Annotated in this window: 17 protein-coding genes; 4 read left to right on the top strand and 13 right to left on the bottom strand. The window is 60.7% G+C overall.

Annotated elements, in window-relative coordinates:
* The first annotated feature begins 17 nt into the window (after nucleotides 1-17).
* Both ACTPOI_RS01365 and ACTPOI_RS01360 read left to right on the top strand, forming a co-directional pair.
* Entirely contained in the window at nucleotides 18-734 is a 717-nt protein-coding gene (locus ACTPOI_RS01365; RefSeq protein WP_304305415.1) for a hypothetical protein, read from the top strand.
* A 39-nt stretch (nucleotides 735-773) separates the two neighbouring features.
* Nucleotides 774-3,881, top strand: coding sequence for a type I restriction endonuclease subunit R (locus ACTPOI_RS01360; RefSeq protein WP_421563353.1), 3,108 nt, complete (start codon nucleotides 774-776; stop codon nucleotides 3,879-3,881).
* A 47-nt stretch (nucleotides 3,882-3,928) separates the two neighbouring features.
* Here the strand turns inward: ACTPOI_RS01360 and ACTPOI_RS01355 are convergent, their stop codons facing one another.
* The 6 genes from ACTPOI_RS01355 to ACTPOI_RS01330 all read right to left on the bottom strand — a co-directional run bounded on the left by ACTPOI_RS01355 (nucleotide 3,929) and on the right by ACTPOI_RS01330 (nucleotide 9,807).
* Nucleotides 3,929-4,201 carry a hypothetical protein gene (locus ACTPOI_RS01355; protein ID WP_066784848.1) on the bottom strand — a complete coding sequence of 91 codons (273 nt, stop codon included), beginning with the start codon at nucleotides 4,199-4,201 and terminating at the stop codon, nucleotides 3,929-3,931.
* A complete protein-coding gene (locus ACTPOI_RS01350) occupies nucleotides 4,137-4,391 on the bottom strand; it encodes a DUF4113 domain-containing protein (RefSeq protein ID WP_421563359.1) in 255 nt (84 codons plus the stop codon). Before ACTPOI_RS01350 ends, ACTPOI_RS01355 begins: the two co-directional genes overlap by 65 nt.
* 283 nt (nucleotides 4,392-4,674) lie before the next feature.
* Nucleotides 4,675-5,028, bottom strand: a complete 354-nt coding sequence (locus ACTPOI_RS01345) for a 50S ribosome-binding protein YggL (protein ID WP_066784845.1) — start codon at nucleotides 5,026-5,028, stop codon at nucleotides 4,675-4,677.
* Nucleotides 5,029-5,138: 110 nt separating this feature from the next.
* Nucleotides 5,139-5,528 carry a hypothetical protein gene (locus tag ACTPOI_RS01340; protein ID WP_066784842.1) on the bottom strand — a complete coding sequence of 130 codons (390 nt, stop codon included), beginning with the start codon at nucleotides 5,526-5,528 and terminating at the stop codon, nucleotides 5,139-5,141.
* Between the two features lie 881 nt (nucleotides 5,529-6,409).
* Nucleotides 6,410-8,017 (bottom strand): hypothetical protein, encoded by a 1,608-nt coding sequence (locus tag ACTPOI_RS01335; protein WP_260668947.1) that lies wholly within the window; start codon nucleotides 8,015-8,017, stop codon nucleotides 6,410-6,412.
* Nucleotides 8,018-8,301: 284 nt separating this feature from the next.
* Nucleotides 8,302-9,807 carry a hypothetical protein gene (locus ACTPOI_RS01330; RefSeq protein WP_260668948.1) on the bottom strand — a complete coding sequence of 502 codons (1,506 nt, stop codon included), beginning with the start codon at nucleotides 9,805-9,807 and terminating at the stop codon, nucleotides 8,302-8,304.
* A 274-nt stretch (nucleotides 9,808-10,081) separates the two neighbouring features.
* On the opposite strand from ACTPOI_RS01330, the gene ACTPOI_RS01325 reads away from it, so the two are divergent.
* The gene (locus ACTPOI_RS01325; RefSeq protein WP_066784837.1) at nucleotides 10,082-12,916 is read left to right on the top strand and encodes an SEC-C metal-binding domain-containing protein; all 2,835 of its coding nucleotides are present in this window, start codon (nucleotides 10,082-10,084) and stop codon (nucleotides 12,914-12,916) included.
* A 387-nt stretch (nucleotides 12,917-13,303) separates the two neighbouring features.
* Here the strand turns inward: ACTPOI_RS01325 and ACTPOI_RS01320 are convergent, their stop codons facing one another.
* Genes ACTPOI_RS01320 through ACTPOI_RS01310 form a run of 3 tightly spaced genes read right to left on the bottom strand, consistent with a single transcriptional unit; the run spans nucleotide 13,304 to nucleotide 17,573 of the window.
* Nucleotides 13,304-14,986 (bottom strand): AMP-binding protein, encoded by a 1,683-nt coding sequence (locus ACTPOI_RS01320; protein WP_067511704.1) that lies wholly within the window; start codon nucleotides 14,984-14,986, stop codon nucleotides 13,304-13,306.
* A gap of 35 nt (nucleotides 14,987-15,021) precedes the next feature.
* Nucleotides 15,022-15,462 carry a nuclear transport factor 2 family protein gene (locus tag ACTPOI_RS01315; protein WP_007854945.1) on the bottom strand — a complete coding sequence of 147 codons (441 nt, stop codon included), beginning with the start codon at nucleotides 15,460-15,462 and terminating at the stop codon, nucleotides 15,022-15,024.
* 32 nt (nucleotides 15,463-15,494) lie between these two features.
* Nucleotides 15,495-17,573 (bottom strand): NADPH-dependent 2,4-dienoyl-CoA reductase, encoded by a 2,079-nt coding sequence (locus ACTPOI_RS01310; RefSeq protein ID WP_066788834.1) that lies wholly within the window; start codon nucleotides 17,571-17,573, stop codon nucleotides 15,495-15,497.
* 147 nt (nucleotides 17,574-17,720) lie between these two features.
* On the opposite strand from ACTPOI_RS01310, the gene ACTPOI_RS01305 reads away from it, so the two are divergent.
* Nucleotides 17,721-18,251 carry a PadR family transcriptional regulator gene (locus ACTPOI_RS01305; RefSeq protein WP_066788839.1) on the top strand — a complete coding sequence of 177 codons (531 nt, stop codon included), beginning with the start codon at nucleotides 17,721-17,723 and terminating at the stop codon, nucleotides 18,249-18,251.
* A gap of 450 nt (nucleotides 18,252-18,701) precedes the next feature.
* Here ACTPOI_RS01305 and ACTPOI_RS01300 read toward each other — a convergent pair whose 3' ends face one another.
* The 4 genes from ACTPOI_RS01300 to ACTPOI_RS01285 form a co-directional block, all read right to left on the bottom strand.
* Nucleotides 18,702-19,382: a TetR/AcrR family transcriptional regulator gene (locus ACTPOI_RS01300; RefSeq protein WP_066788831.1), complete on the bottom strand. Its 681-nt coding sequence runs from the start codon at nucleotides 19,380-19,382 to the stop codon at nucleotides 18,702-18,704.
* 96 nt (nucleotides 19,383-19,478) lie between these two features.
* Nucleotides 19,479-20,630 (bottom strand): acyl-CoA dehydrogenase family protein, encoded by a 1,152-nt coding sequence (locus ACTPOI_RS01295; RefSeq protein WP_066788828.1) that lies wholly within the window; start codon nucleotides 20,628-20,630, stop codon nucleotides 19,479-19,481.
* A gap of 43 nt (nucleotides 20,631-20,673) precedes the next feature.
* Entirely contained in the window at nucleotides 20,674-21,462 is a 789-nt protein-coding gene (locus ACTPOI_RS01290; RefSeq protein ID WP_409886579.1) for an ABC transporter ATP-binding protein, read from the bottom strand.
* A 60-nt stretch (nucleotides 21,463-21,522) separates the two neighbouring features.
* A complete protein-coding gene (locus tag ACTPOI_RS01285; RefSeq protein ID WP_082759273.1) occupies nucleotides 21,523-22,773 on the bottom strand; it encodes an ABC transporter substrate-binding protein in 1,251 nt (416 codons plus the stop codon).
* Nucleotides 22,774-22,825: the final 52 nt, after the last annotated feature.

The raw sequence follows: 22,825 nt of genomic DNA, 5'->3' as shown, positions 1-22,825 counted from the left end.
GGTCACCATCGTGGGATATGTCGCGCACCCGCGAACTGGTGTGCGCACGGTGGGGTGAGAACGAGTTAGAGGCTTTGCGCCCCGTGCTCCGTGCAGTCACCACCCGGCTTATCCATGCGCGCATTCATTTTCAGGACTATCAGCGATTGGTGAATGAACACCTGCGCCAGCCTTTGGAGTCAGGCACGCCCTGGTGGGTGCTGATGTGGGTGGATGAAGTGAAGGGAATGGGCGCCAGCAACTACTTTTTTGTAGCTGCTGAGGGCTATGTGTATGCCAGCGTGCAGGCGCAGCATGCGATTGCAGACAACTTGGCGCATGTCCTGTACTACAGCCTGGGGTGGAACGTGGACCAACGAATCCCCCTGGGCAGGGTGTCGCTGGGCACGGTATGCGCCCAATTGGCGCGAGAGACGACAACGGCGCCAGAGCTTGCCCCAATCCAGCAGGCCTTGGAGGCGTTGAGCACAGCCCCCGCATACCAAGCGCTCGCGGATGTGACGAACCACATCAAGCACCATGGCGGCCTGCCCGTCAGGGTGGGATGGGGCGACTCTGAACAAACGCCGTTTGAGGTGCTGTTGAGCGCTTTCTCGCGCAAGCAACAAACACAACCGCCACGGGAGATTGCCGCATTTATGGAGGAAACCTACGAAACCATGAGCCGTGTGGTGGTGACTACGGGATTGGCCTTGAATGAATGGCTACGCCACTCTACACACGCTAGTGCATGAGGCGAGTGCGAACAAAAGAATCATCGAGGGAATTGCACAATGACCGAAGACCAACTCGAACAAGAAACCCTGGCCTGGCTGCAAGACGTGGGCTACACCCACCGCTACGGCCCCGACATCGCCTTCGATGGTTCTTCGCCCGAGCGTGCCGACTACCGCGAGGTTGTCTTGCCTTTCCGGCTGCGCGAAGCCATCAACCGCCTGAACCCTGGCATTCCGGTTGCAGCTCGTGAAGATGCTATCAAGCAAGTCACTGACTTGGGCATCCCATCCCTGCTGTCGGCCAACCGTGCGTTTCACAAGCTGTTGGTCGGTGGTGTCCCCGTCCAGTATCAAAAGGATGGCGAGACACGCGGCGACTTCGTTCGCCTGATCGACTGGGCACACCCCGAGAAGAACGAATGGTGGGCCGTCAACCAGTTCACCATCAAAGGTCCCCACAAAACCCGCCGCCCCGACATCATCCTGTTCCTCAACGGCTTGCCGCTGGTGCTGCTGGAAATCAAGAACCCCGCCGACGAGAACGCCAACATCTGGAAGGCCTTCGACCAGATCGAGACGTACAAAGAGCAGATACCGGACGTGTTCCAGTACAACGAGGTGCTGGTGATCTCGGACGGCACCGACGCGCTGATGGGTTCGCTGTCTGCCAACGCCGAGCGCTTTATGGCTTGGCGCACGATTGATGGAGTAAACCTCGACCCACTGGGGCAGTTTCAAGAACTGCAAACCCTGGTGCGTGGTGTGCTGACCCCACAGTACCTGCTGGACTACATCCGTTACTTTGTCCTGTTCGAGGACGACGGTCAGCTCGTCAAGAAGATTGCAGGCTACCACCAGTTCCACGCCGTGCGCGCCGCCATCGAAGAAGTGGTGACCGCATCCCGACCTGGTGCCTCCCGCAAGGGCGGTGTGGTGTGGCACACCCAAGGCAGCGGCAAGAGCATCACCATGACCTGCTTTGCCGCCCGTGTGATGCAAGAAGCCGCGATGGAGAACCCCACCATCGTGGTTATCACCGACCGCAACGACTTGGATGGGCAACTGTTTGGGGTGTTCAGCCTGGCCCAAGACTTGTTGCGGGAGCAGCCCACCCAGGCACTGACCCGTCCAGACCTGCGCGCCAAGTTGGGCAACCGCCCCTCGGGCGGCATCATCTTCGCCACGATCCAGAAGTTCATGCCGGGTGAGGATGAAGACACCTTCCCGGTGCTGTCCGAGCGCAGCAACATCGTTGTGATCGCGGACGAGGCCCACCGCACCCAATACGGCTTCAAGGCCACCCTCAAAGGTAAGCCCGGCGAGGAGAAATACCAGGCGGGCTACGCCCAGCATCTGCGTGATGCCTTGCCGAATGCCACCTTCGTGGGCTTCACTGGCACCCCGGTCAGCAGCACCGACCATGACACCCGTGCTGTGTTTGGCGAGTACATCCACGTCTACGACATGCAGCAGGCCAAGGAAGATGGCGCCACGGTGGCCATCTACTACGAGTCTCGCCTGGCCAAGCTGCGGCTGAAAGACGAAGACCTGCCCAGCATTGACGACGAAGTGGATGAGCTGGCCGAGGACGAAGAAGAAAGCCAGCAGGCCAAGCTCAAAAGCCGCTGGGCCGCCCTGGAAAAGATTGTCGGTGCCGAACCCCGTGTCGCCAGCGTGGCCGCTGACCTGGTCGCGCACTTTGAAGAGCGAAGCACCGCCCAATCGGGCAAAGCCATGGTCGTGGCCATGAGCCGTGACATCTGCGTGCACCTGTACAACGAGATCATCAAGCTGCGCCCTGACTGGCACGACCCAGACCCCGAGAAAGGCGCCATCAAGATCGTGATGACCGGATCGGCCAGCGACAAAGCCCTGCTGCGCCCCCACATCTACGACGGCAAGGTCAAAAAACGCCTGGAAAAGCGCTTCAAAGACCCCCCCGACCCGCTGCGCCTGGTGATCGTGCGCGACATGTGGCTCACCGGCTTCGATGCCCCCTGCGTTCACACCCTGTACGTGGACAAGCCCATGAAGGGCCATAACCTCATGCAGGCGATTGCCCGCGTGAACCGGGTCTTCAAGGGCAAGCAAGGCGGCCTGGTGGTGGACTACATCGGCATTGGCAACGAACTCAAAGCCGCCATGAAGGAGTACACCGCCAGCAAAGGCCGGGGCACTCCCACCGTAGATGCCCGCGAGGCGTATAGCGTCCTCATGGAAAAGCTCGATGTCCTGCAATCCATGCTGCATGGCTGCGATTACAGCGACTTCCTCACCGGGGGCCACCAAACCCTGGCAAGGGCCGCCAACCACATCCTGGGCCTGCGGGAAGAAGGCGGCAAGGACGGCAAACGCCGCTTTGCAGACACTACCCTGGCACTGACCCAAGCCTTCTCGCTGTGCTGCACGCTGGACGAAGCCAAGGCAGTGCGGGAAGAAGTCGCCTTCATGCAGGCCGTCAAAGTCATCTTGACCAAACGGGACATTACCGCCAAGAAGCGCACCGACGAACAGCGCGACGAAGCCATCCGGCAAATCATCAGCAACGCTGTGGTGTCTGACCAAGTAGTGGACATCTTTGACGCTGTGGGCCTGGACAAACCCAACATCGGTCTGCTGGACGATGAATTCCTGGCGCAGGTGAAGAACCTACCCGAGAAGAACCTGGCGGTGGAACTGCTCGAACGTCTGCTCGAAGGCGAAATCAAGAGCCGCTTCGGCACCAACGTGGTGCAGGAAAAGAAGTTCTCCGACCTGCTGGGCAACGTGATCAAGCGCTACCAGAACCGCTCGATTGAAACCGCCCAGGTTATGGAAGAACTGGTCGAGATGGCCAAGAAGTTCCGCGAGGCCGCCAGCAGGGGCGAGCAACTGGGCCTGACCGAAGACGAAGTGCGCTTTTACGACGCCCTGGCCACCAACGAATCAGCCGTTCGAGAACTCACCGACGAAACCCTCAAGAAGATCGCCCATGAACTGACCGAGAACCTGCGCCAGAACTTGTCCGTGGACTGGTCCGAGCGCGAGAGCGTGCGGGCCAAGCTGCGACTGATGGTCAAGCGGGTCTTGCGCAAGTACAAGTACCCGCCAGACTTGCAGGAAGAGGCGGTGGACTTGGTGCTGCGGCAAGCCCAGGTGTTTGGAGACAACTGGGGCAGCACCTAGCCGGACTCCGGGGCGAACCGACGCGCCAATATTGATGAGCACTTCGCTCAGGGATTCTTGGTACCGAAGGCTTTCACGGCATCAAGCAAGCCCTTTGCGAGCGTGCGGATGCCGCTCAAGTTGTAGCTGCCACCGATCTGTTCATAGGCATAGCGGGCTTGAATGAAGTAGTTCGAGCACTCGGCAAGTAGCGGTGCCAGCTGTTCTCCTGACGCCTCCAGAAACTCAGACTCAATAGCAGCCTGAGTAGGCAGTTCAAGAGACGCAAACACAGCTGCGCCGACAAAGCGCGCCTGATTGCCGGGTTGAGGCATGAGCATAAATTGGCGGACCTGTTGCAGGTACCTCCCCCACCTCCAACATGTCCTCCCAGCGCGTGGTGTAGGCCGGTGACCTGCGCTCCTGTCGCATAGTCCAACTGGCAGTCTGTCCCTGGGCCTGCACTCCGGCGCTGGCGAGCTTCACCGTTCCACGTCCATAGCGCTGGTTGAGTTCATCGAGCACCCCCATCAGCCGCTCCCGAGAGCCTGCGTGGCTCTCCAGCGGTTCTAGCTCAAGCTCTCCTTGTTTGAGGCGTGCGCTGTGCAAGTCCAGCAGCATGACGCCGGCCTTGATGAATGCATAGCCCGGTCGGTAGATTCGGCGCAGGCCAGTCATGGCGGCACTGGCACCCATTTCAGTGCCCCCGGTGCTCCCAGTTCCACCACCCGCTTGGTTTTCCAAGGGCCGCGCCGGTGAATGGGGCCGACCGTTCATGAGTGTCCCCTTGAGTTCGTGATCGAAGAGCGGGCGCTCAAGGCGCCTCGTCGTACCAGGCATCTCGCAGAGGGCCGACCTTGATCTCGGCGAGATCCGGCCATCGCTCGAGCCAGCTCTCGAAGGCGGCGCGATCAGCGTCCGTGACGCTCCCGCGACGCGCGGCCACGAAGCCGCAATTGACCCCTCCGCCTAGACTCAGCGCTCTGGGCGCGACGAGGTCCTCGAGCAACTGATCGATGAACCGATCCTGCACATCAATCGACGGTGCCACGCGCCAAGTCAACTCGTAGTCGAATCCCAGCACTTGGAACTCGCCGATGTGCAGCTTCTTGCGAAGGCGCCGGGAGCGAGATCGTTTAGGTGGTGGCAGCACAAGTAGGTCAGTCATGGGTATTTCATGTGGGGGGGTATGCCGTACGTTGTGGCGGGATGTCGCACGACAGGTATAGCCCGGGCTCAATCAACCGAAAAGAAATCGGACACTTCTCCTTGGCGATTTCAGAAGCCATCGGGTTGGTCGGATTGCAAGGCGCCATCACCAACCGCCCACTGCAGCTCATCCACCACCCTGCGCATGATCCACACACACTGCGCATCGGTGCACCATCGCTTGGCCAGCAAGCCTTTCAGCGCAGCCTTGACCGTCGTCTCTTGATTGCCTTCGTAGGTCGCCAGCTTCCTCTGGCAGTACGGGACCATCTGCGACACCAGGTCGTCACACATCTGGAAGACCGTCAGAACTTCGCCCGGCGACATGCCCGGTGCATAGAACCTGCCACCTTCCTCGACCAGGTTCATCTTGGGCTGGGCGCCAGAAACAGCTGCCACGGTTGCTGTCACAGGGAAGTCGTCTGGCACCCCTGGATAGTTGGTTCGGTTCATCGTCATATCGGCTCCATATTGACTGATCCCAATGCCCACGTCGAGCTGCTGCAGGGCATGCTCCCTTCAGGGGACTGTTGGCCCTTTGGGGCGGCGCCAGCCGATTGGTTTGTGCCCCCTGGCCAACGGAGCAAAGCCGTTGCGCCGCACTCGCCCAGAGAACAGCCGCCCCTTCCACACTGGCCCCGGCTTCTTGCTGATGACGAACCCTTTTGACTTGCCTCGGGCGGCGACACTCTTGATGATGGAGAAGTACACCCGGGTTCCGACCTTCCAGTCCATCTCCTTCGGCAAAGCGAATCGGTAGTGGCGATCTATGACGGTCGTTCCAGTGGGTTCACTGCGGCGTTTTACGGCTCTTTGATTCAGAGGCATATCTGTCCTTTGGTGGTTTTCCAGTCTGGTTCGTCAGTGCAGAAACCAGATGCACTTGACCACTGAGCCCACGGCAAGGTGACCACGCGTTTCACCTCTACCTGACCGACCAGACCAGCACACGATACCAGTCGTGGTTGCCAAAGCGTCGCAATGACACCTTCACTCTGCCAAACTTCAGGTCTACTGCGAGGCCACTTTGCATAGACGAAGTGCGCTACGCCTCGAAACTGAGTTCGAGGCAGGCGCATGCTTCTCTCCGGTTTTACCCGAGTCGATTTAAGGTCTTAATCAGGCTGGGAGCTGTCGGTTACGAATCGTCGACCTCATCGCGATACAAGCGAGGGTTGGAGGCCCATCAGCGGGCATTCACCGGGGTCAGCGATCGACCCATTGCTGACACTCTTTGGCAGAAGTCATCACCGCAGAGCGGTCGTTGAACAGCGGGTACGTGTTTGCTTCTTGCCCTGTGCTCGGAACTATTCTGATTGCAAGCGCGAAGCGCCATATGCTTACTCGAGTTCAACCTGAGGTCCGTAGCTAACTGCGTCAATGAGTTTCATCGCCTTTCGGGCCGCAGACTGGGCGGGCACTAGGTCATCATCGCGATGAATCCTAACTAACATCTCTCGGTCCTCGGGATCAGACGCCGACTCAGCCAGAAGACGCGTCCAATATCGCTTTGCCTCTTGATTGGGTAAGCCCATGACCGTTTCAAACGCTTGTCCCGCAACCAATTCGCCTTCGGAAACTCGGCGAAGGACGGCCTCGGCTTCAGGTCCAGCGTCTCGTGCCGTTCCACGATTACGCTCAATGGCTGGAGCAATAGCCTGCCGACGGGTACTAGCTTCGGCGTAGGCCGAACGCACAGTAGCCACGATCGGATTATTTAACGCAAGCACTTGCCCACGACGCAGCGCGTCAATCGCCTCAAGCGTAGGAGCCTGCTGCTGCCGAAGATGCCCCCCGCCACCGATAGCGAACGCTCGGCCCAACTGGGCGACAAGCTGCCCCAGGTCATCCACCATTGAGACCAGGAACCAGAATGGACGATTGATCCTAGGTGACGATAGCGCCGTCACGATGAACGGCCACGCCTCATGCGCCGTCAGTCGCTCGCGATTTAACTCTTGAATGAGTTGGTTGGGTCCAAAGACCCACAAGTCGAGCAGGAAGCTCTCGGGCGGCACGTCTAGATGTCCATCGTTCAGACGTCCATTCGCCGTGCCGACGTAAGCGTCGAATTGTCCGAGCACATCACCAAACGCCCGACGTAGGTGGTGGGGCGCTATTGGAAGCGCGTTCGCATCATTGGGCCGCACGGCGACCGGCAAACCCTGGCCACCAGCATTTAGCCGATGGAATCGGACTGGCGCTGCACGTTCCAGCGTCTGAAGTAAGAGGTTGATGTCATCGTTCGTTGGCGCCACAGCAGATCGGTCGAATGCGTCCAACCACTCGGGAGCTGTCGCCGGAACCTCAGGAAGTACAAGAAACAGGGACCGCAGGGCGGCGCTCCGCTCCCCCAGCGTTTCAGCTTCGATGAAGCGCCGAGCCAAGTCATCGACAATGACCTCTGTATCAAGTGTGCTTTCTGGCGAGCGAGGACGTTGTTCAAGATACGGTCGGACGCGGCTCGAACGCGCTAACAGGTCGTAAAAGACAAGCACCTTCTGCGCCTGCACCATGGCGACGGCACGCGATGGACCTTGACCTGCGTGAAGGCCCGCCGCACGTTCGCCAATAATGAGCGTGAATCCTTCTGTGGCTCTGTGGAGTTCCTGGCGGTGAGCAGCAGCGTCTAGAAGACCATAGGTCAGGAACGAAGCCCGCGGCGGAGGGGCTACCAACAGAGATCGAACGTCTTGAAGCACTTCACGCGCAGACTTGAATTGAGTCCGACTCGCCATCAACGCATCTTCGCCCAGCACCTGCACCAATATGGCGGACAGCGCTTGTTCAACCGCAACACCGATAAGCCCCGCCGACGCAGCGAATTGTGCAGCCCCAACGCGAAGCTCTTGACGTGCAGGCAATCCCAATCCGACAAATGCCAGATGCAATGCTTCCTGGCTGGCTTCAATGAGTCGGACACTGCTGGTTCGGAGATATTGCGGCATCAGAGAACTCGTATTTCTATGTTGAGTGATAGCCTAACTGAAGCAGTCACTCGCGAACTTCCCCTTGTGGTCGGGTGCGGGTGCCGCGTCGGCCACCTGCATCGACCAAAAGCGGGCGTTCAGGAGGGCACCTCCTGAGCGGCAGGTGTAGGACAAGCAATTCGGAAAGTCGTCGGGCTCGACCGGCCACAAACAGTCGTTCAGTATCGCGACGCAATACAGACACTCGGGCGACCGGAATAACCCCAGCTACTCGCCAGCCGGCTGCCGGACAGCTATCGGTCTCACGTCCCGACCGCAATATCCCTGAACCGCGAGATTTCGCCGAAGGCCAAAACGTAGGGGTTCTGCGTTGCAACGGGATAGCGGCTCACAACGAAGTGCTTGATTGCGGTAAGGCCCAACTCCCGCAAGAGCGTTTGCTCGCGCGCGCGCTCCTTCGCGAGGGCCTTCCTGTAGGCCAGGTCAAGAGAGCGGTTGTAGCGAACGAACCTCCGTACGTCGGTCTCGATCCGATTCAAGTCAACGAGGTTGTTCTTGCACTGAACGTTGTAGATCACGCCGTCGAGCGTCGCAACGACGTCGAACTCCGCGCGCTCCACTCTCTTGATCTCCGTAACGTCGAATCCTTGGGTCCGCAGAGCTGCTTTGACCGACTTCTCGAAGATGAATCCAGAGCGGATTTGATATCGACGAACGCGGTTCAGACAGACACTCTTCCAGTGGTTCGCGAATCGATTGAGCAGGGTAATCGAAGTGACTAGGTCGCCGCCGACACGCGTGAACGGCGCGTAAGTGCTGGTGTTGTCGACGTAGTCGGCGCCTTGAACGACAAGCGCCCCTATAAGGGCGTCGGGTAGCTTCTGCTCGGAACACAACTCGTCGAAGCGCTTAACTGTCAGCCGAACGAAATACTCGTCCACAACGAGAGAGAGCAAGCTGCGGATGAACGCGGCCAACTGACCAAATGACGTTTTGTGGAGGTTGAACTCCGCATACGCCGCGGCCATGAGCGCGAGATTGTTCTCCAGCTCGGCCTTGGAAAAAATCAGTCGGCGGTTTACTGAAACACGCTTCACCACGCTGAGGTCGACATCGGCCATTTCGGTGATGGCTGTTCGCTCGGGCTCCAGAAACAACGCGTCCAGTCCGTTGAAGCTGTGACTTGCCAAGATTCCCACCGCGTCGACATCTAAGGCGAAGTCCGGGTACACCAGGGCCAGCATCAGGTTGTGATGCATTGACGTTGTCCCCAGGCCGGCGGTCTCAATGAGGTAGAGGAACTGGTTGAGGCCGTCCAGTTCGTGCAGCCGCTGAGTTCCTCGGCAGACACCAGGAATCGTGTGAAGGAAAGCCAGTAGATGCCGACGGCGGGACTGTAGGTAGCCGATGGCCGTACCGACGGTTGCCAATTCCCGAGCTGCAGGCAGCTGATGCATTGCAAACGACAGGGCGATGGCTTGCAGTTGAATAAGCGTCTGCATGAGCCTCTTCGCCACCAATCGGGAGAAGCGTGACTCCAGTCCTGCTTTGATGGATGGCAGTGCCCTGAGGGCTCCGGCCATGTCCAGGAGAGCCAGTCCACCAATCTCGTCGAGGAGCGGCTCGCCACGCAGTTCTCCCGGTAGGTTGATCAGCTCTTCGATGCCACGGAAGGTCGAGAACCAGACCGCGAATGTGCTTCTTGGCTCGAAGGGCGCCAGGGACGATTCGATGCCGGCACGAGAGTGGGCCAGCGCCCGCATGGCCTCGGTCTGCGCAGCCGCTCCCGTCAATCGTTGTCCTGCCATCCGTCGGATCCCTGGGTAAGGCGCTGAATCGTTGCCCCGCGCTGTCTTGGTGTTGAAGTCGCCCAATATAGAGTAGAGCCGCCCGGGAAGTTGGCTTTCGAGCGCATCGGTCCGGCGTTGGTTGAGGTACGGCTGGGCGGCGAGCCCCAAAATGACATGTACGCTCGCTCTGCCGTTAGCCGTGGGCAGGATAGGTGTTGCATCCCAGATGGGGTGATCAGCTACTGCTGGCAAATGCCCCCCGCGAGGACCGAAACCAAGACTTCTTTCCCATATGCCCCACACCCCGACGCTCGATCCAGCCCAGGAGATCCGCATTGCGGCGGTACACCGGGGCTTCCTCTATCAGCATCTCTATGCTGCCGCGTGCCTTCTGACTTCAGAACAGACCGGCGCTACGTCCGTGGTTGTCGAGCGGGACGAAGATATCGAGCTCGTCACACCAGCGGGGCGCTGCTACATCCAGGTCAAGACGCGTAGCCAGCCGATCATGCCGGCCGACATCAACTCGACGATGGAACGATTCGATAGCCTGCGGCAAGAGCACCAGCAGGGCCGTCGGCAGGGGCGCGCAACGTGCGTGGTGGTGGTCAACCGAGCCTTAGGGCCGACATTGGCTGAACAGGTCGAGACAGGAAAGCTGGCGGGCGACGTAGAGATCCTGTGGCCAGGCCGCGTGTGTTCTGGTGACCTCGGGCAACTTCCACCGGCTTGGGCGAATATCGATGAGGCAGTCGCATGGTGCGTCGACCGAGCCACCGCAGTCCCACTTGCGATGCTGGCGCCCGACTCCCTCGTTTGGAAACTGGCCGGCCGCGTCCAGGCTGCGGCCGCCGGGGAAGCGCCCCATGCGGATCACACCTTCTTGGTCGCGGATTTCCCGTCACTGCTGGACCAGATCCTGATCCAACTGCAGGACTTCCCGGCACCGCCCGAGCAGTACCGCCCGCAGGAGAACGAACCTCAAATCGACTCGAGCTCCCGAGTCCGGATCGTTTCCGGCTTCTCGGGCGCCGGGAAGACTGCGTGGGCTTCACAGGCGGCCGCCTTGAGCAGGCACATCTGCGCGTACTTCGATTGCGCCGAGACGCCGGGGGAGGCCCTCGCCCTCTCGCTGGTGCGTGAGCTGGCCGCCAAGTTGGCCGGCGCCGGACCAGATGCGGTGCGCAAGATCTTGCTGCCGGGCGCCACTGGCGTCGAGTCACTTCGCCAGTTGGACATCTATCTCGAGCGCTTGAGGCTCTCGCCGACCGTTGTATTGGACAACGTGCATTGTGTTTCGGCTGATAGCCTCAAGCGCATGATCGATGCCACGTCGGCGCTGAAGTTCGTGCTCCTGGCGCAGCCGCTTGGGACGTTGCCCGAGATCGAAGCCCTTCTGGGATTGACGCGAGAGCCGCTGAAGGGGTGGGGTGTTGACGATGTTGCGGCGGCGGTTGTCGGTTGGGGGTGTCGAGGGGATGCGGTCACCATGGGGCGCCTGAAGATACTGACGGCTGGCATGCCTCTGTTCGTCAGGAGTGCCGTCACGATTGCTCGCGAAGAGTACTCAGGGCGCATCGACCAGATGTGCGACGCCGTCGAAGCGTTAACGAACCTGACCCAGACCGCACAAGAGGTCATCTTGGCGAAGGTGTTCTACGCATTTCACCCCGCCGCACAACAGACGATTGCGGTGCTGAGCCTGTCCGATATTGGCCTGCTACCAGCCGAGATCAACAAGCTGCTGGACGCGGCCCTTGAGATGAACGAGCAAGCGGTTGCTGGAGTGATCCGGTCACTGCGACCCGCTGGGGTGGTGGAGATCTATGGCAACAAGGAGATCCGACTGCATGACGCCATCCGTGTTGTCGGGAGCCAGCACCTGTCGGGCATGCCCGCAGAGGTCGCATCACGGGCTCGTGTTGCCCTCAAGGATCTGATGGTCATGGCGTTCAATCGTGATCGCAACACGGCGCGCTTCTCGCTCTACACGCGGCTGCTGCTGGCCACTGGGGACGTCAAGACGCTGGTGGACCTTATCGGCGAAGAGATGTTCCACGAAATGGGCGTGGCAGTAGAGGTCTGGCACGGTCTGGAGACGCTGGTCGCCAAAAACGAATCAGATCCGGAGCAGCGGTACTGGGCTCTCGATGGTCTGGTCTTCTCGGACATGAAGCTCGGGCACATGGATCGTCTGGCGCCTAGGTTGGAGGCGATGGAGCAATTAATCGATAGCGGCGCGCTCGGTGAGGAGGAAGTTCTGTCCTTCCTGATGAAGCGCATGCTCCATTTCTCGAATCAAGGTGACGAGGAGGGGGTTTGGCGCGCGATTCGCGAGCTGGACAGCCGATTGCCGGACAAGCCTGTCCACCGACGGGTTTTCCTCTACAACGCGGCAGCGGCGCTCTTTCGCCTTGAGCGCTACGAAAGCGCGATGGGCGTGGTCGATCAGGTGATCGACGAGACGTTCGCGGTTCTCGGCATTCGGCTCGAGCAGGTTGTCGGCGCGAAGCAAGCCGCGCTCTGGGCGCTCATCAACAAGCCGGGACTTGATCACGCGGACATCAAGCGACTCGCGGATGCGCTCGAACTCAAAGCCATGGTGGCCGGCAAGTTGCACGTGCTCGCGCCATTCGCGCGAATCCATGCCATGAAGTTCTACGGTATCGCCGGCGCCATCGACTCGCTGATACGTGTCGGGCAAGACCTCGCTGACGAGTTCGTCGCACGACATGATTTCGTCGGCGCGCGGGAGATTCTTGAGCAACACGTGATGCCAGTGGTCGTGGACAACCAACTGCTGAATCGACACTTGGATGTCCGTGCGCAGTACGCCGTCGTTCTGGCTTACTGCGGCTTGCACGCAGAGGCTGAGAGCGAGATGGAGCGGCTGCAGGTGTACGCGGCCGGCCTAACGCCCCAGGCCCGGATGACCCTCGCGAGCCAACGCCAACTGATCGCGCGGATCAAAGCCAATCCGCTGCAGCAGTGGCGCCCCGGAGTGCGTCCTCTGGCCATCAGACAAGACACGCCGATTTCCGCTGGAGTAAAGATCGGGCGCAATTCGCCCTGTCCCTGTGGTTCAGGCAAGAAGTTCAAGAAGTGCGGCTGTGGTCTGGCCGGATAACTGTGGCGCGCGCACGAGTGCCATCGTCAATCGCCTGACTACAACACTCCCGGTGGCGGATCACCGCTGGTTTCGCCTTCTTCAGTCCGGCCAATATCGACAGCAGGCCGTTCATGACACGGCCTCTACCGACACATACTGACAGACTGACAGTGTGCGCGCCGGGAGAACCGCCGAACAAAGTTGCACCCCACGATGGACCGCTTCCCGCGGGCGCGGAACGCCTGCTATGGGTCGATCGCTGGCGCTATCGAATGACCGCTGTGCGGCTTCCAACGCCGGCCATGTTGCAGTGCGACCTTTCAGGGTTGACCGGCAGCTCCCGCTGCATTGCCGCCGTACCTGTAAATCGAGTCTGCAAGAGCCGCAGCGCGCATCAGACCACGATCACATTGCTTCGCGCAGCGAAGCCCTGAGGATTTTGCCCACCGGCGACTTGGGCAGTTGATCGCGGAAGACGATCTGTCGCGGCACCTTGTAGGCCGTGAGCTGGGTGCGGCAGTGGCGCTCCACGTCCTCGACCGTGAGCGTGGGGTTGCGCGGCACGACGAAGGCGCGTACGGCCTCGCCGGTGGCGGCATCCTGCACACCGATGACGGCGGCCTCGGCGATGCCGGGGTGGGCGGCCAGCACGTCCTCCACCTCGTTGGGGTAGACGTTGAAGCCCGAGACCAAAATCATGTCCTTCTTGCGGTCCACGATACGGATGTAGCCACCCTCTTCCAGCTGCGCGATATCGCCCGTGTGCAGCCAGCCGTCCTTGATCGCACTGGCGCTGTCGGCCTGCGCATGCAGGTAGCCGGCCACGACCTGCGGGCCCCGCACCAGCAGCTCGCCGCGCTCGCCCTGGGGCAGGTCGCGCCCCTGATCATCCACCACGCGCACGCGGCAACCAGGCATGGGCACACCCACGGTGCCCAGGCGCGGCGTGGCCGAGGGCGGGTTGCACGAGACGATGCAGGACGTCTCTGTCATGCCATAGCCTTCGATGATGGGGCAGACCAGCGCCTGCCAGGCCTGCGCGGTCGATGTACGCAAGGCCGTGCCACCCGAAAACGCGTAGCGCAGCTTCGGTGGGCTGGCCTGGAACCAGGGCTCGGCCATCAGGCCAGCGAACAGCGTGTCCACCCCGGCGGTCCACTGCACGTCGAACTGCTCGAAGGTCTTTTGCAGGTTGGACATGGGGCGCGGGTTGGGCACCAGCAGGTTGCGCGCCCCCACCTGGAAGAACACCAGGAAGTTCACCATGAAAGCGAACACGTGGTACATGGGCAGCCCGGTGAGCATGGTCTCGCCGCGCTGGGGGCCGTCGTAGGCATCCAGAAAATCGCGCGTGATGCGCAGGGTGGCCAGGATGTTGCCGTGCGTGATCACCGCGCCCTTGCTGCGCCCGGTGGTTCCGCCCGTGTACTGATACACCGCCACGGGGTGGCTGCGGTGGTCGACAGGTGCCAGCGCCTTGCCCTGCGCCAGCGCATCGACCATGCGCGGCAGCGGCACCGCGGCGGGGTCGGCAGGCCCCGCCATCTTGGCGCGGATGGCTGAGGCCACGGGTTCCTCAAAAAAGTCCCACAGGCTGGCCGTCAACACCGGCAATCCCAACTCTTCTGCAACAGGCCGCGCCACCGGCAGGAACATGTCGCACACCAACAGCAGCCGCGCGCCGCTGTCTTCGAGCTGCAGGCGCAGCTCGCGCCCGGTGTACAGCGGGTTCACGTTGGTCACGATGACCCCGGCCTTCCACGCACCGAACACCGCGATGGGATAGTGCAGGCTGTTGGGCAACTGCAGCGCGAGCACATCGCCCACCTGCAGGCCCTGCTCGCGCACCAGCCAGACGGCGAAGGCGTCCGACAGGGCATCGATCTCGCGAAAGCTGCGCACCACGTTCGCGCCCGTGGGCAGTACGAATGTGAATGCGGGCTGGTCCCCGTGGTCCGCCGCGGCCTGCGTGGCCAGCTGCGCAGCATTGGCGGGCAGCGCCGCCAAGTCGAGCTGGTAGTTGCGCAGGGCTGGCGGGTAGGAACTCTCCCAAGGCGCGAAAGTTGGCGGGGCGGTGGTGGCGGTCATGGGCTTTGTCTCCTGTCTTTTCTTTTACGAACGCTTCAAGCCTTTGCCTTGAAGGCCGGAAGCTTGTCGCCCAGCCGCGCCCCCATCTCGGCACCCAGGGCCTGCAGGCCGCTCAAAGGGCGCACCATGACTTCGAACTCTGTTATCTGGCCTTGCTCGTTGAAGCGCACCAGGTCGATCCCCTTGAGCTGCTTGTCGCCCACGCGGGCGCTGAACTCCAGCACGATGTTCAGGCCGTCGTCGGTGGCCAGCTGGCGGTGGTAGGTGAAGTCCTCGAACACCTGGATCACCGTGGACAGGGCCAGCATCAGCGCCGGGGCCGAGGTGTAAGCCGTGTTCGCCATGGGCGAGCGGAACACCGCGTCGGGATGCACGATGGAGAGCAGGTTCGACAGGTCGCGGCTGGCCACCATGTGGTGCCAGGTGTCGAGCGAGCGGGCGACGGCGGGGTGGATGTTCTTCGGTGCTTCGGTCATGGTGTGTCTCCTGGGGATAAATCGAAAATCAGTCAGATGGATGCGGCGAGCGTCGTGCCCTGCAGGATGGCGCGCTTGGCGTCGAGTTCGGCCGCCACGTCGGCACCGCCGATGAGGTGGGAGCTCTGGCCCGCGGCCACCAGCGCGTCGTACAGCGCGCGCAGCGGCTCCTGGCCGGCGCAGACTACGATGTGGTCGACGTCGAGCACCTGGGGTGCGCCGCCATCGATGGTGATGTGCAGGCCCGCATCGTCCACGCGCTCATAGGCCACGCCCGAGCTCATGCCCACGTTGCGCGCCTTGAGCGAGGTGCGGTGGATCCAGCCCGTGGTCTTGCCCAGCTGATCGCCGACCTTGCTGCTCTTGCGCTGCAGCAGGTGCACCTGGCGCGCGGGGGCTTCCACCTGTGCAGGGCGCAGACCGCCGGCCTGGGCATAGGCGGGGTCGATGCCCCACTCCTCATTGAACTTGGCAGGTGCCAGCGCGCCGCTCTCGCCTTCGTGCGTGAGGTACTCGCCCACGTCGAAGCCGATGCCGCCCGCGCCGATGATGGCCACGCGCCGGCCCACCGGCTTCTTGTCGCGCAGAACGTCCAGGTAGCTCAGCACCTTGGGGTGGTCGATGCCTTCGATGTCCGGGGTGCGCGGCTTTATGCCTGTGGCCACCACCACCTCGTCATATCCCTGGCCCGCCAGGTCGGCCGCTTCTACTCGGGTGTTCAGGCGCACCTCCACACCGTGCAGCTCCAGCTGGCGGCGGTAGTAGCGCAGGGTTTCGTAGAACTCCTCCTTGCCCGGCACCTGCTTGGCGATGTTGAGCTGGCCGCCGATCTCGCTGCCCGCATCGAACAGCACCACTGCATGGCCGCGTTGGGCGGCCGTGACAGCAAAGCTCAGGCCGGCCGGACCGGCGCCGACCACGGCGATGCGCTTCTTGGCGGCGGTGGGGGCGATGACCAGTTCCGTCTCGTGGCATGCGCGGGGGTTGACCAGGCAACTGGTGATCTTGCCGCCGAAGGTGTGGTCCAGGCAGGCCTGGTTGCAGGCGATGCAGGTGTTGATCTCGTCGGCCCGGCCCTGGCGCGCCTTGCGCACGAAGTCGGCATCGGCCAGCAGGGGCCGCGCCATGGAGACCATGTCGGCAAAGCCCTCGGCCAGAAGGCGCTCGGCCACCTCGGGCGTGTTGATGCGGTTGGAGGTGATGAGCGGTATGCCCACCTGCCCCATCACCTGCTTTGTCACCCACGCATAGGCCGCGCGCGGCACCTTGGTGGCGATGGTGGGGATACGTGCCTCGTGCCAGCCGATGCCGGTGTTCAGGATGGTGGCGCCCGACGCCTCGATGGCCTGGGCCAACTCGATCACCTCGGCCAGCGTGGAGCCGCCCTCCACCAGGTCGAGCATGGACAGGCGGTAGATGATGATGAAGTTCGGCCCCACGCGCTCGCGCGTGCGCCGCACGATCTCCACCGGAAAGCGCATGCGGTGGGCGTAGCTGCCGCCCCAGGCGTCATCGCGGTGGTTGCTGCGCGCAGCGATGAACTCGTTGATCAGGTAGCCCTCGGAGCCCATGACCTCCACCCCGTCGTAGCCCGCGTGCTGGGCCAGCGCGGCGCAGCGCGCGAAGTCTTCGATGGTCTGCTCCACCTCATCAGCGGTGAGCGCATGCGGCACGTGGGGGTTGATGGGTGCGCGCAGCGCGCTCGGGGCCACCAGGTCGCGGTGGTAGGCATAGCGACCGAAGTGCAGGATCTGCATCGCGATCTTGCCGCCCTCAGCATGCACGGCCTGGGTCACCTTGCGGTGCTGCGCGGCCTCGTGCTCGTTGACCAGCATGGCCCCGCCCTGCATGGGCCGACCGCGCTCGTTGGGTGCAATGCCGCCCGTGACGATGAGCCCGACCTCGCCGCGCGCGCGCTCGGCATAGAAAGCTGCCATGCGCTCGAAGCCGTTGGCCACCTCCTCCAGCCCCACGTGCATGGAGCCCATGAGCACGCGGTTCTTCAGCGTGGTGAAGCCCAGGTCCAGCGGGGCATGCAGGTGTGGATAGGGGCTATTGCTGTCAGCCGGAGATTTCAGCGGGGCCGGGGCGGGTTTCAGGATGGCGTTCATCGCAGGTCTCTTTCTTTTTTATGCAACCAGTTGCACAAATATAGCCAGTATCCCGCATTTATGCAACTGGTTGCATAAACAATGAAGAACCCTCCCGATTCAGGCAAGATGGCGGCCTTTGCAGTTTCCTCCCGGCGCACCCTTTCGATGTCCCTGCCCCACGCCCTTCTCACTGCCCTTGTCGAGCACCCCTGCTCGGGCTCGGAGCTCGCCGAGCGCTTTGACAAGTCCATCGGCTACTTCTGGCACGCCACGCACCAGCAGATCTACCGCGAGTTGGCACGGCTGGAGGAAGCAGGATGGATCGAGGCTTTGCCCGCGGAGACGGGCCGCGGCCGAAAGCGCCAGTTCCGCCTGCTGCCTTCAGGTCGCAAGGAACTCCGGCGCTGGATCGCCGAGCAGCAGGACCCCACGCCCCTGCGCGACGAGCTCATGGTGCGCCTGCGCGCCGAGGCTGCGGTTGGCCCCACGGGGCTTGAGAAGGAAATCGCCCGACTGCAGGCGATGCACCAGGCCAAGCTTGACATCTACCAGCGCATTGAACGGCGCGACTTCATCGGCAAGGAGCCTAGTCGCGAACGTCGTTTGCAACACTTGGTGCTAAAGGCTGGGATTCTTCATGAGGAACTCTCGCTGGCGATTGCGAAAGAGGCTCTGGAGATTCTGGAACAGCAGTAGGCAGCTTAGGCAGTCCGAGACCAACGATCCTAGGAAGTGCCATGTCAAGTTGCTGTACGGCATCGAACATTGCCCAAGCTTCGATGTTGCTCAGGCCGGATTGGCTCGTCTTAGTCAGCTAGAAAGTTTCGTTCGAATGCAAACAGAAGTTGACGACATCCAACCCTGAACCTTCAGGCGTGGCGGCTTTAGGCTGGGTGCTGCCGTTCGTACTTGACGGCTGAACGACAGCAAAAGGCTGCGTGCGGTCGTCCAAGTTTTCTTGGTCAATGTCGACTTCCGCCGCAACCTGACCTTTATCGCAATCATCAGGGATCAACCGCTGAGACCCCAGCTAGCGCTGGGCAGCAAGATGCCTATGCCGACAATAAAAGAGTGGCTCGGGGGTCTTATACGCACCTGGTCCAGACGCGACCATATAGTCGCCCGGAATGCGACAAGTAAGCAGATTCACCCTTGATTGGGACGAATACCATGCGCAAGAAAACCGATAAAAATATCGGCCACTTCGTCGCTTCCAAGGCTGCCATCGATATGCATCCATTGGGTAATCGAGCTAACAGCGCCCATGAACCAGAACACCGCCAATTTCACGTTGCACGGGGCAATGGAACCATCCTGAACACCCCCCTCGAGCACTTTGCGCAGCTCTTGATCAAACTTTCGCCGACGCAAAGTGATTTTTTTCTGATCCGCCACAGTCATACCGGAGAAATCCTGGAGGATCGCCGGTGCGCCCATTTCATCCGTTAGCAACGAGATGTAGTTCTTAATGAAGACCGAGATCCGACCGAAACCAGTATTTTCCGAAGCGATCGCGTCTTGCAAGACGCGATCTCCCAAATGCATGGCAAGCTCGTGGCATTCGTAGACAAGTTCCTGCTTGTTCTTGAAGTAGTAGTAAAGGGCAGGCTTGGTGACGTTGAGCGTTTTTGCAATCTCGTCCAAGGAGACATTCTTGTACCCATGGCGGCCAAATGCGCGCGAAGCTTCCGCAATGACAGCTTGCTTTTTGAGCTGGTACTGCTCATCCGCGCCGCTGACCGCATTGTTCCATTTCGCGCCCTTGCCCGATCTCTTTGCAGGATCGCGTGGGCGTGACTTGGGTTTTGCCTCAATTTGCGTACTCATTGATGTTGTATTCCTTGCGGGCATTCGTATCGCTAACTGAGGCAAATGGTTTCGAACTGCTTTCGCCGGTAGGGCTGCGGAGAAAGGCCGTGCTCATCAGCCAGCCAGGATGCTGCGCGCAATGATCAACTTTTGAATGTGACTAGTGCCTTCGTAGATCTTTGTAACGCGCACATCGCGATAATAGCGCTCGACCGGGAAGTCGTTGACATACCCGTAGCCACCATGCACTTGCAGCGCCGCAGAGCAAACCTTTTCAGCCATTTCACTGGCATAGAGTTTAGCAACGGAGGCCTCCTTACTGGTTGGCAGGCCCGCATCCGTAAGACGAGCTGCATACAGCATGTACTGATGCGCCACCTCAACCTGCATGGCCATTTCCGCCAAATCAAAGCTAATGGCCTGCAGTTCGGTGAGTGGCTTGCCATAGGCCTCGCGCTCTTTGGCGTAGCGGATGGCCGCCTCCAACGCTGCACGGGCAATGCCGATGGCCAGGGCGGCGATTGCGATGCGCCCATCGGACAACAGCGATAGTGCTTTGCCATACCCGCGCCCTTCCTCGCCGATCATGTTCTGAACTGGAACACGCATGTTGTCCAGCTGAATCTGAGCCGTGTGGGCCGTGTGCTGGCCCAGCTTCCTTTCGATACGCAAGCATTGGTAGCCTGGATCTTCAGGGTCCGCGATGAACAGGCTGAAGCGGTGACGGGCACCTGGTTCCGCAGTTGCTGCCACGACGAGCGCAAAGCCCGCTTCACTGCCGTTGGAAATCCATTGTTTGCTGCCATTGATCACATAAACGTCGCCGTCCCGCTTAGCCGTGGTCCGGATGGCTGCGGTATCCGAGCCTGCATGGGGCTCTGACAATAAAAAGGCACCAATGCGCTTGCCACTGGCCAGATCCGGCAGATGGCGGGCCATCTGTTGTTCGGTTCCAAAACTACGTAACACGTGCGCAGCTGAGTTGTGGACGTGCATCATGGTGGCGAAGCCACCATCGGCCGCTGCGAATTCTTCAATAGCCAGGCAATACTCCACAAATGAAAGCCCGGAACCGCCGTGTGCTGGCGGGGCGAGCATGCCCATGAAGCCTACGTCGGCAACTGCCTTGATTTCGTCGTGTGGCCAAGCCCCCGTGCGATCACGTTCGGCGGCCGTGCTACCCACCACTTCAGTCGCGACACGCCGGGCAGACTCCCGAATAATGACTTCTTGTTCGCTCAGCAATGCATTGGAAACGATGCTCATAAACCCATCCTTGAAAACTTGGAAAACGGCTGACCCAATGCGGTCAACCCAGCCAGCGCTTGCGGCGGCGGTAATGTTTCATGTCGCGGAAACTCTTGCGCTCCCCATCGACCGTCAGGCCGAGGTAAAACTCCCGTACGTCCTCGTTGGTCTTTAGGCTGCTGGATGGTCCTTCCAGAACGATCCGCCCACTCTCCATCACATAGCCATAGTCGGCCAAGTCGAGGGCAACGCGCGTGTTTTGCTCAACGATTAGCAGCGTCAGGCCGCTCGTTTTGAGGTCATTTAACAAACCATAGACCTCATCGACCATCAACGGGGCCAGGCCGAGTGAGGGCTCGTCAATCATTACCAGTTTGGGCCTGGCCATCAGGGCTCGGCCAATCACTAGCAATTGCTGCTCCCCGCCGGACAAATAACCCGCCGTGCGACTGCGCAAGGCTGCCAGGCGCTTGATGCGGTCGTACACCTCGTCCAGCATTTCCTTGGCCTCGCTGGCGCTGCCCATGTGGCCGCCCACTACCAGGTTCTGCTCCACCGTCATGTGACGCAAAACCTTGCGCCCTTCCATGACGTGCACCAACCCTTTGCGAACGACATCGACTGGGTTCGCACCTGTGATGTCCGCATCATCAAATTTGATACTCCCCGCCGTCACACGACCATCCTCTGTCCTAACCAGGTTGGAGATGGCCTTGAGCGTGGTGCTCTTGCCAGCGCCATTGGCGCCCAGCAAGGTCACGCACTGTCCAGCGGGGACTTTGGCGGTAATGCCTTTGACAGCAAGAATGACGTCGCTGTAGAGGACTTCAACGTTGTTCAGTTCAAGCACGGGTAGCTCCAGATGATGTGGCCTGGGTCTCGGTGGCCCGAGACCCAGGCCGATTTGCAATTACCACTTGTTCAACACAGGAACCGGAACGTTCTGCTCGAGAAGTTTGTACTTTCCCTTTTCGACGGTGCCGATGTTGACGGCTGTGCCCGAGGTCGGGAACGGCGCATCATTGTTGAACTTGATATTGGGCAACAAGCCAAAGCTGCGCTCGGTAGGCATGGGGGTGGACAGCAGTGCAGCGCGAACCTCTTCGCCCGTCACACCGCCAGCACCTTTGACCTTGACAACATTTTCAACGGCACGAACCGTCAACATCGCTTGGCTCATGCCCATAATGCAGGCGGAGTTGTAGGCGGCTTGCAACTTGTATTGGCTGCGCAGTTTCTCGAAGAAGTCCCGTGCCGGTGTTGCGCCTTCGGCGGCCATGGCCATGCCATAGACCTCAAAGTTTCCATCCATTTGGCTCAGGTCACCCAGCGCTTTCCCCGACGAAAGCAACCCGTTATGAGCGCTAACCACTATCGGAATATTGGTTTTTCCAAGGCTTTGCAGGGCGCGCCGTGTCGCCACTACCGATGCTGTATTGTTGAACACCTGCAGTACCGTGGCCCCCTTGCGGACCAGGCGGCTGACCTGCTGGGTAAGGTCGGTCGGCTGTGCTTCGGTATAAATCGTTTCAACGACTTCAATGATCTTCGGATTGTCCTTAGCGAACTTCTCGACACCTTTGTGGATGTCCACGTAGGCCGGCGATACTTCCGATGAAATCACCCCCACCTTGAGAGGAACAGGCGAACCCGACTTCTTCTGCATCCACACATAAAACGCAGCCGCTTCGTGCGGGTAAGTGGCACGGGCATTGAACACCCAGTTATCACCCTTCCAAGCGAATCCATATCCTGCTGTCGACTGGACAAGAGGCACCTTGTCACTAGGCAAGCGCTGCTGCAGTGCATTGGTATCTGCACCGCCCACACCCAGAACAGCCACCGGGTTGAGCTCGGACTTGATGCCTGGCCAGAGGCTGGCCACTTGGGCGACGTCATAGCGGGTGTCGAAATCCTTGATTCGCAATGCCACGCCCTGCGCCTTACCGACCTCTTCGCTCCACCAGTCGAGTACCGCACGGCGGCATCCCGTCATATCTTTCATGATGTCTGCGAAAGGTCCGGTGAAGTCAGCCAGGCCAGCCACGTTGTAAGTAGTCTGAGCTTGTGCCATGCCGCCAAGGCACAAGGTTGACGCCAGCAAAGCGCCGCGTTGCCCCAGCTTGACCATTGCCGACAACTTTGCTCGATTCGTTTTCATAAAAATGTCTCCTTTTGTAGTAGCGCTTTGCATTGGATCAGCCCTTCCCAGC

The sequence above is a fragment of the Acidovorax sp. BL-A-41-H1 genome (genome assembly GCF_051942715.1).
Note: the sequence above shows the minus strand (reverse complement) of the source record. Positions and strands in the feature narration are given on the sequence as shown.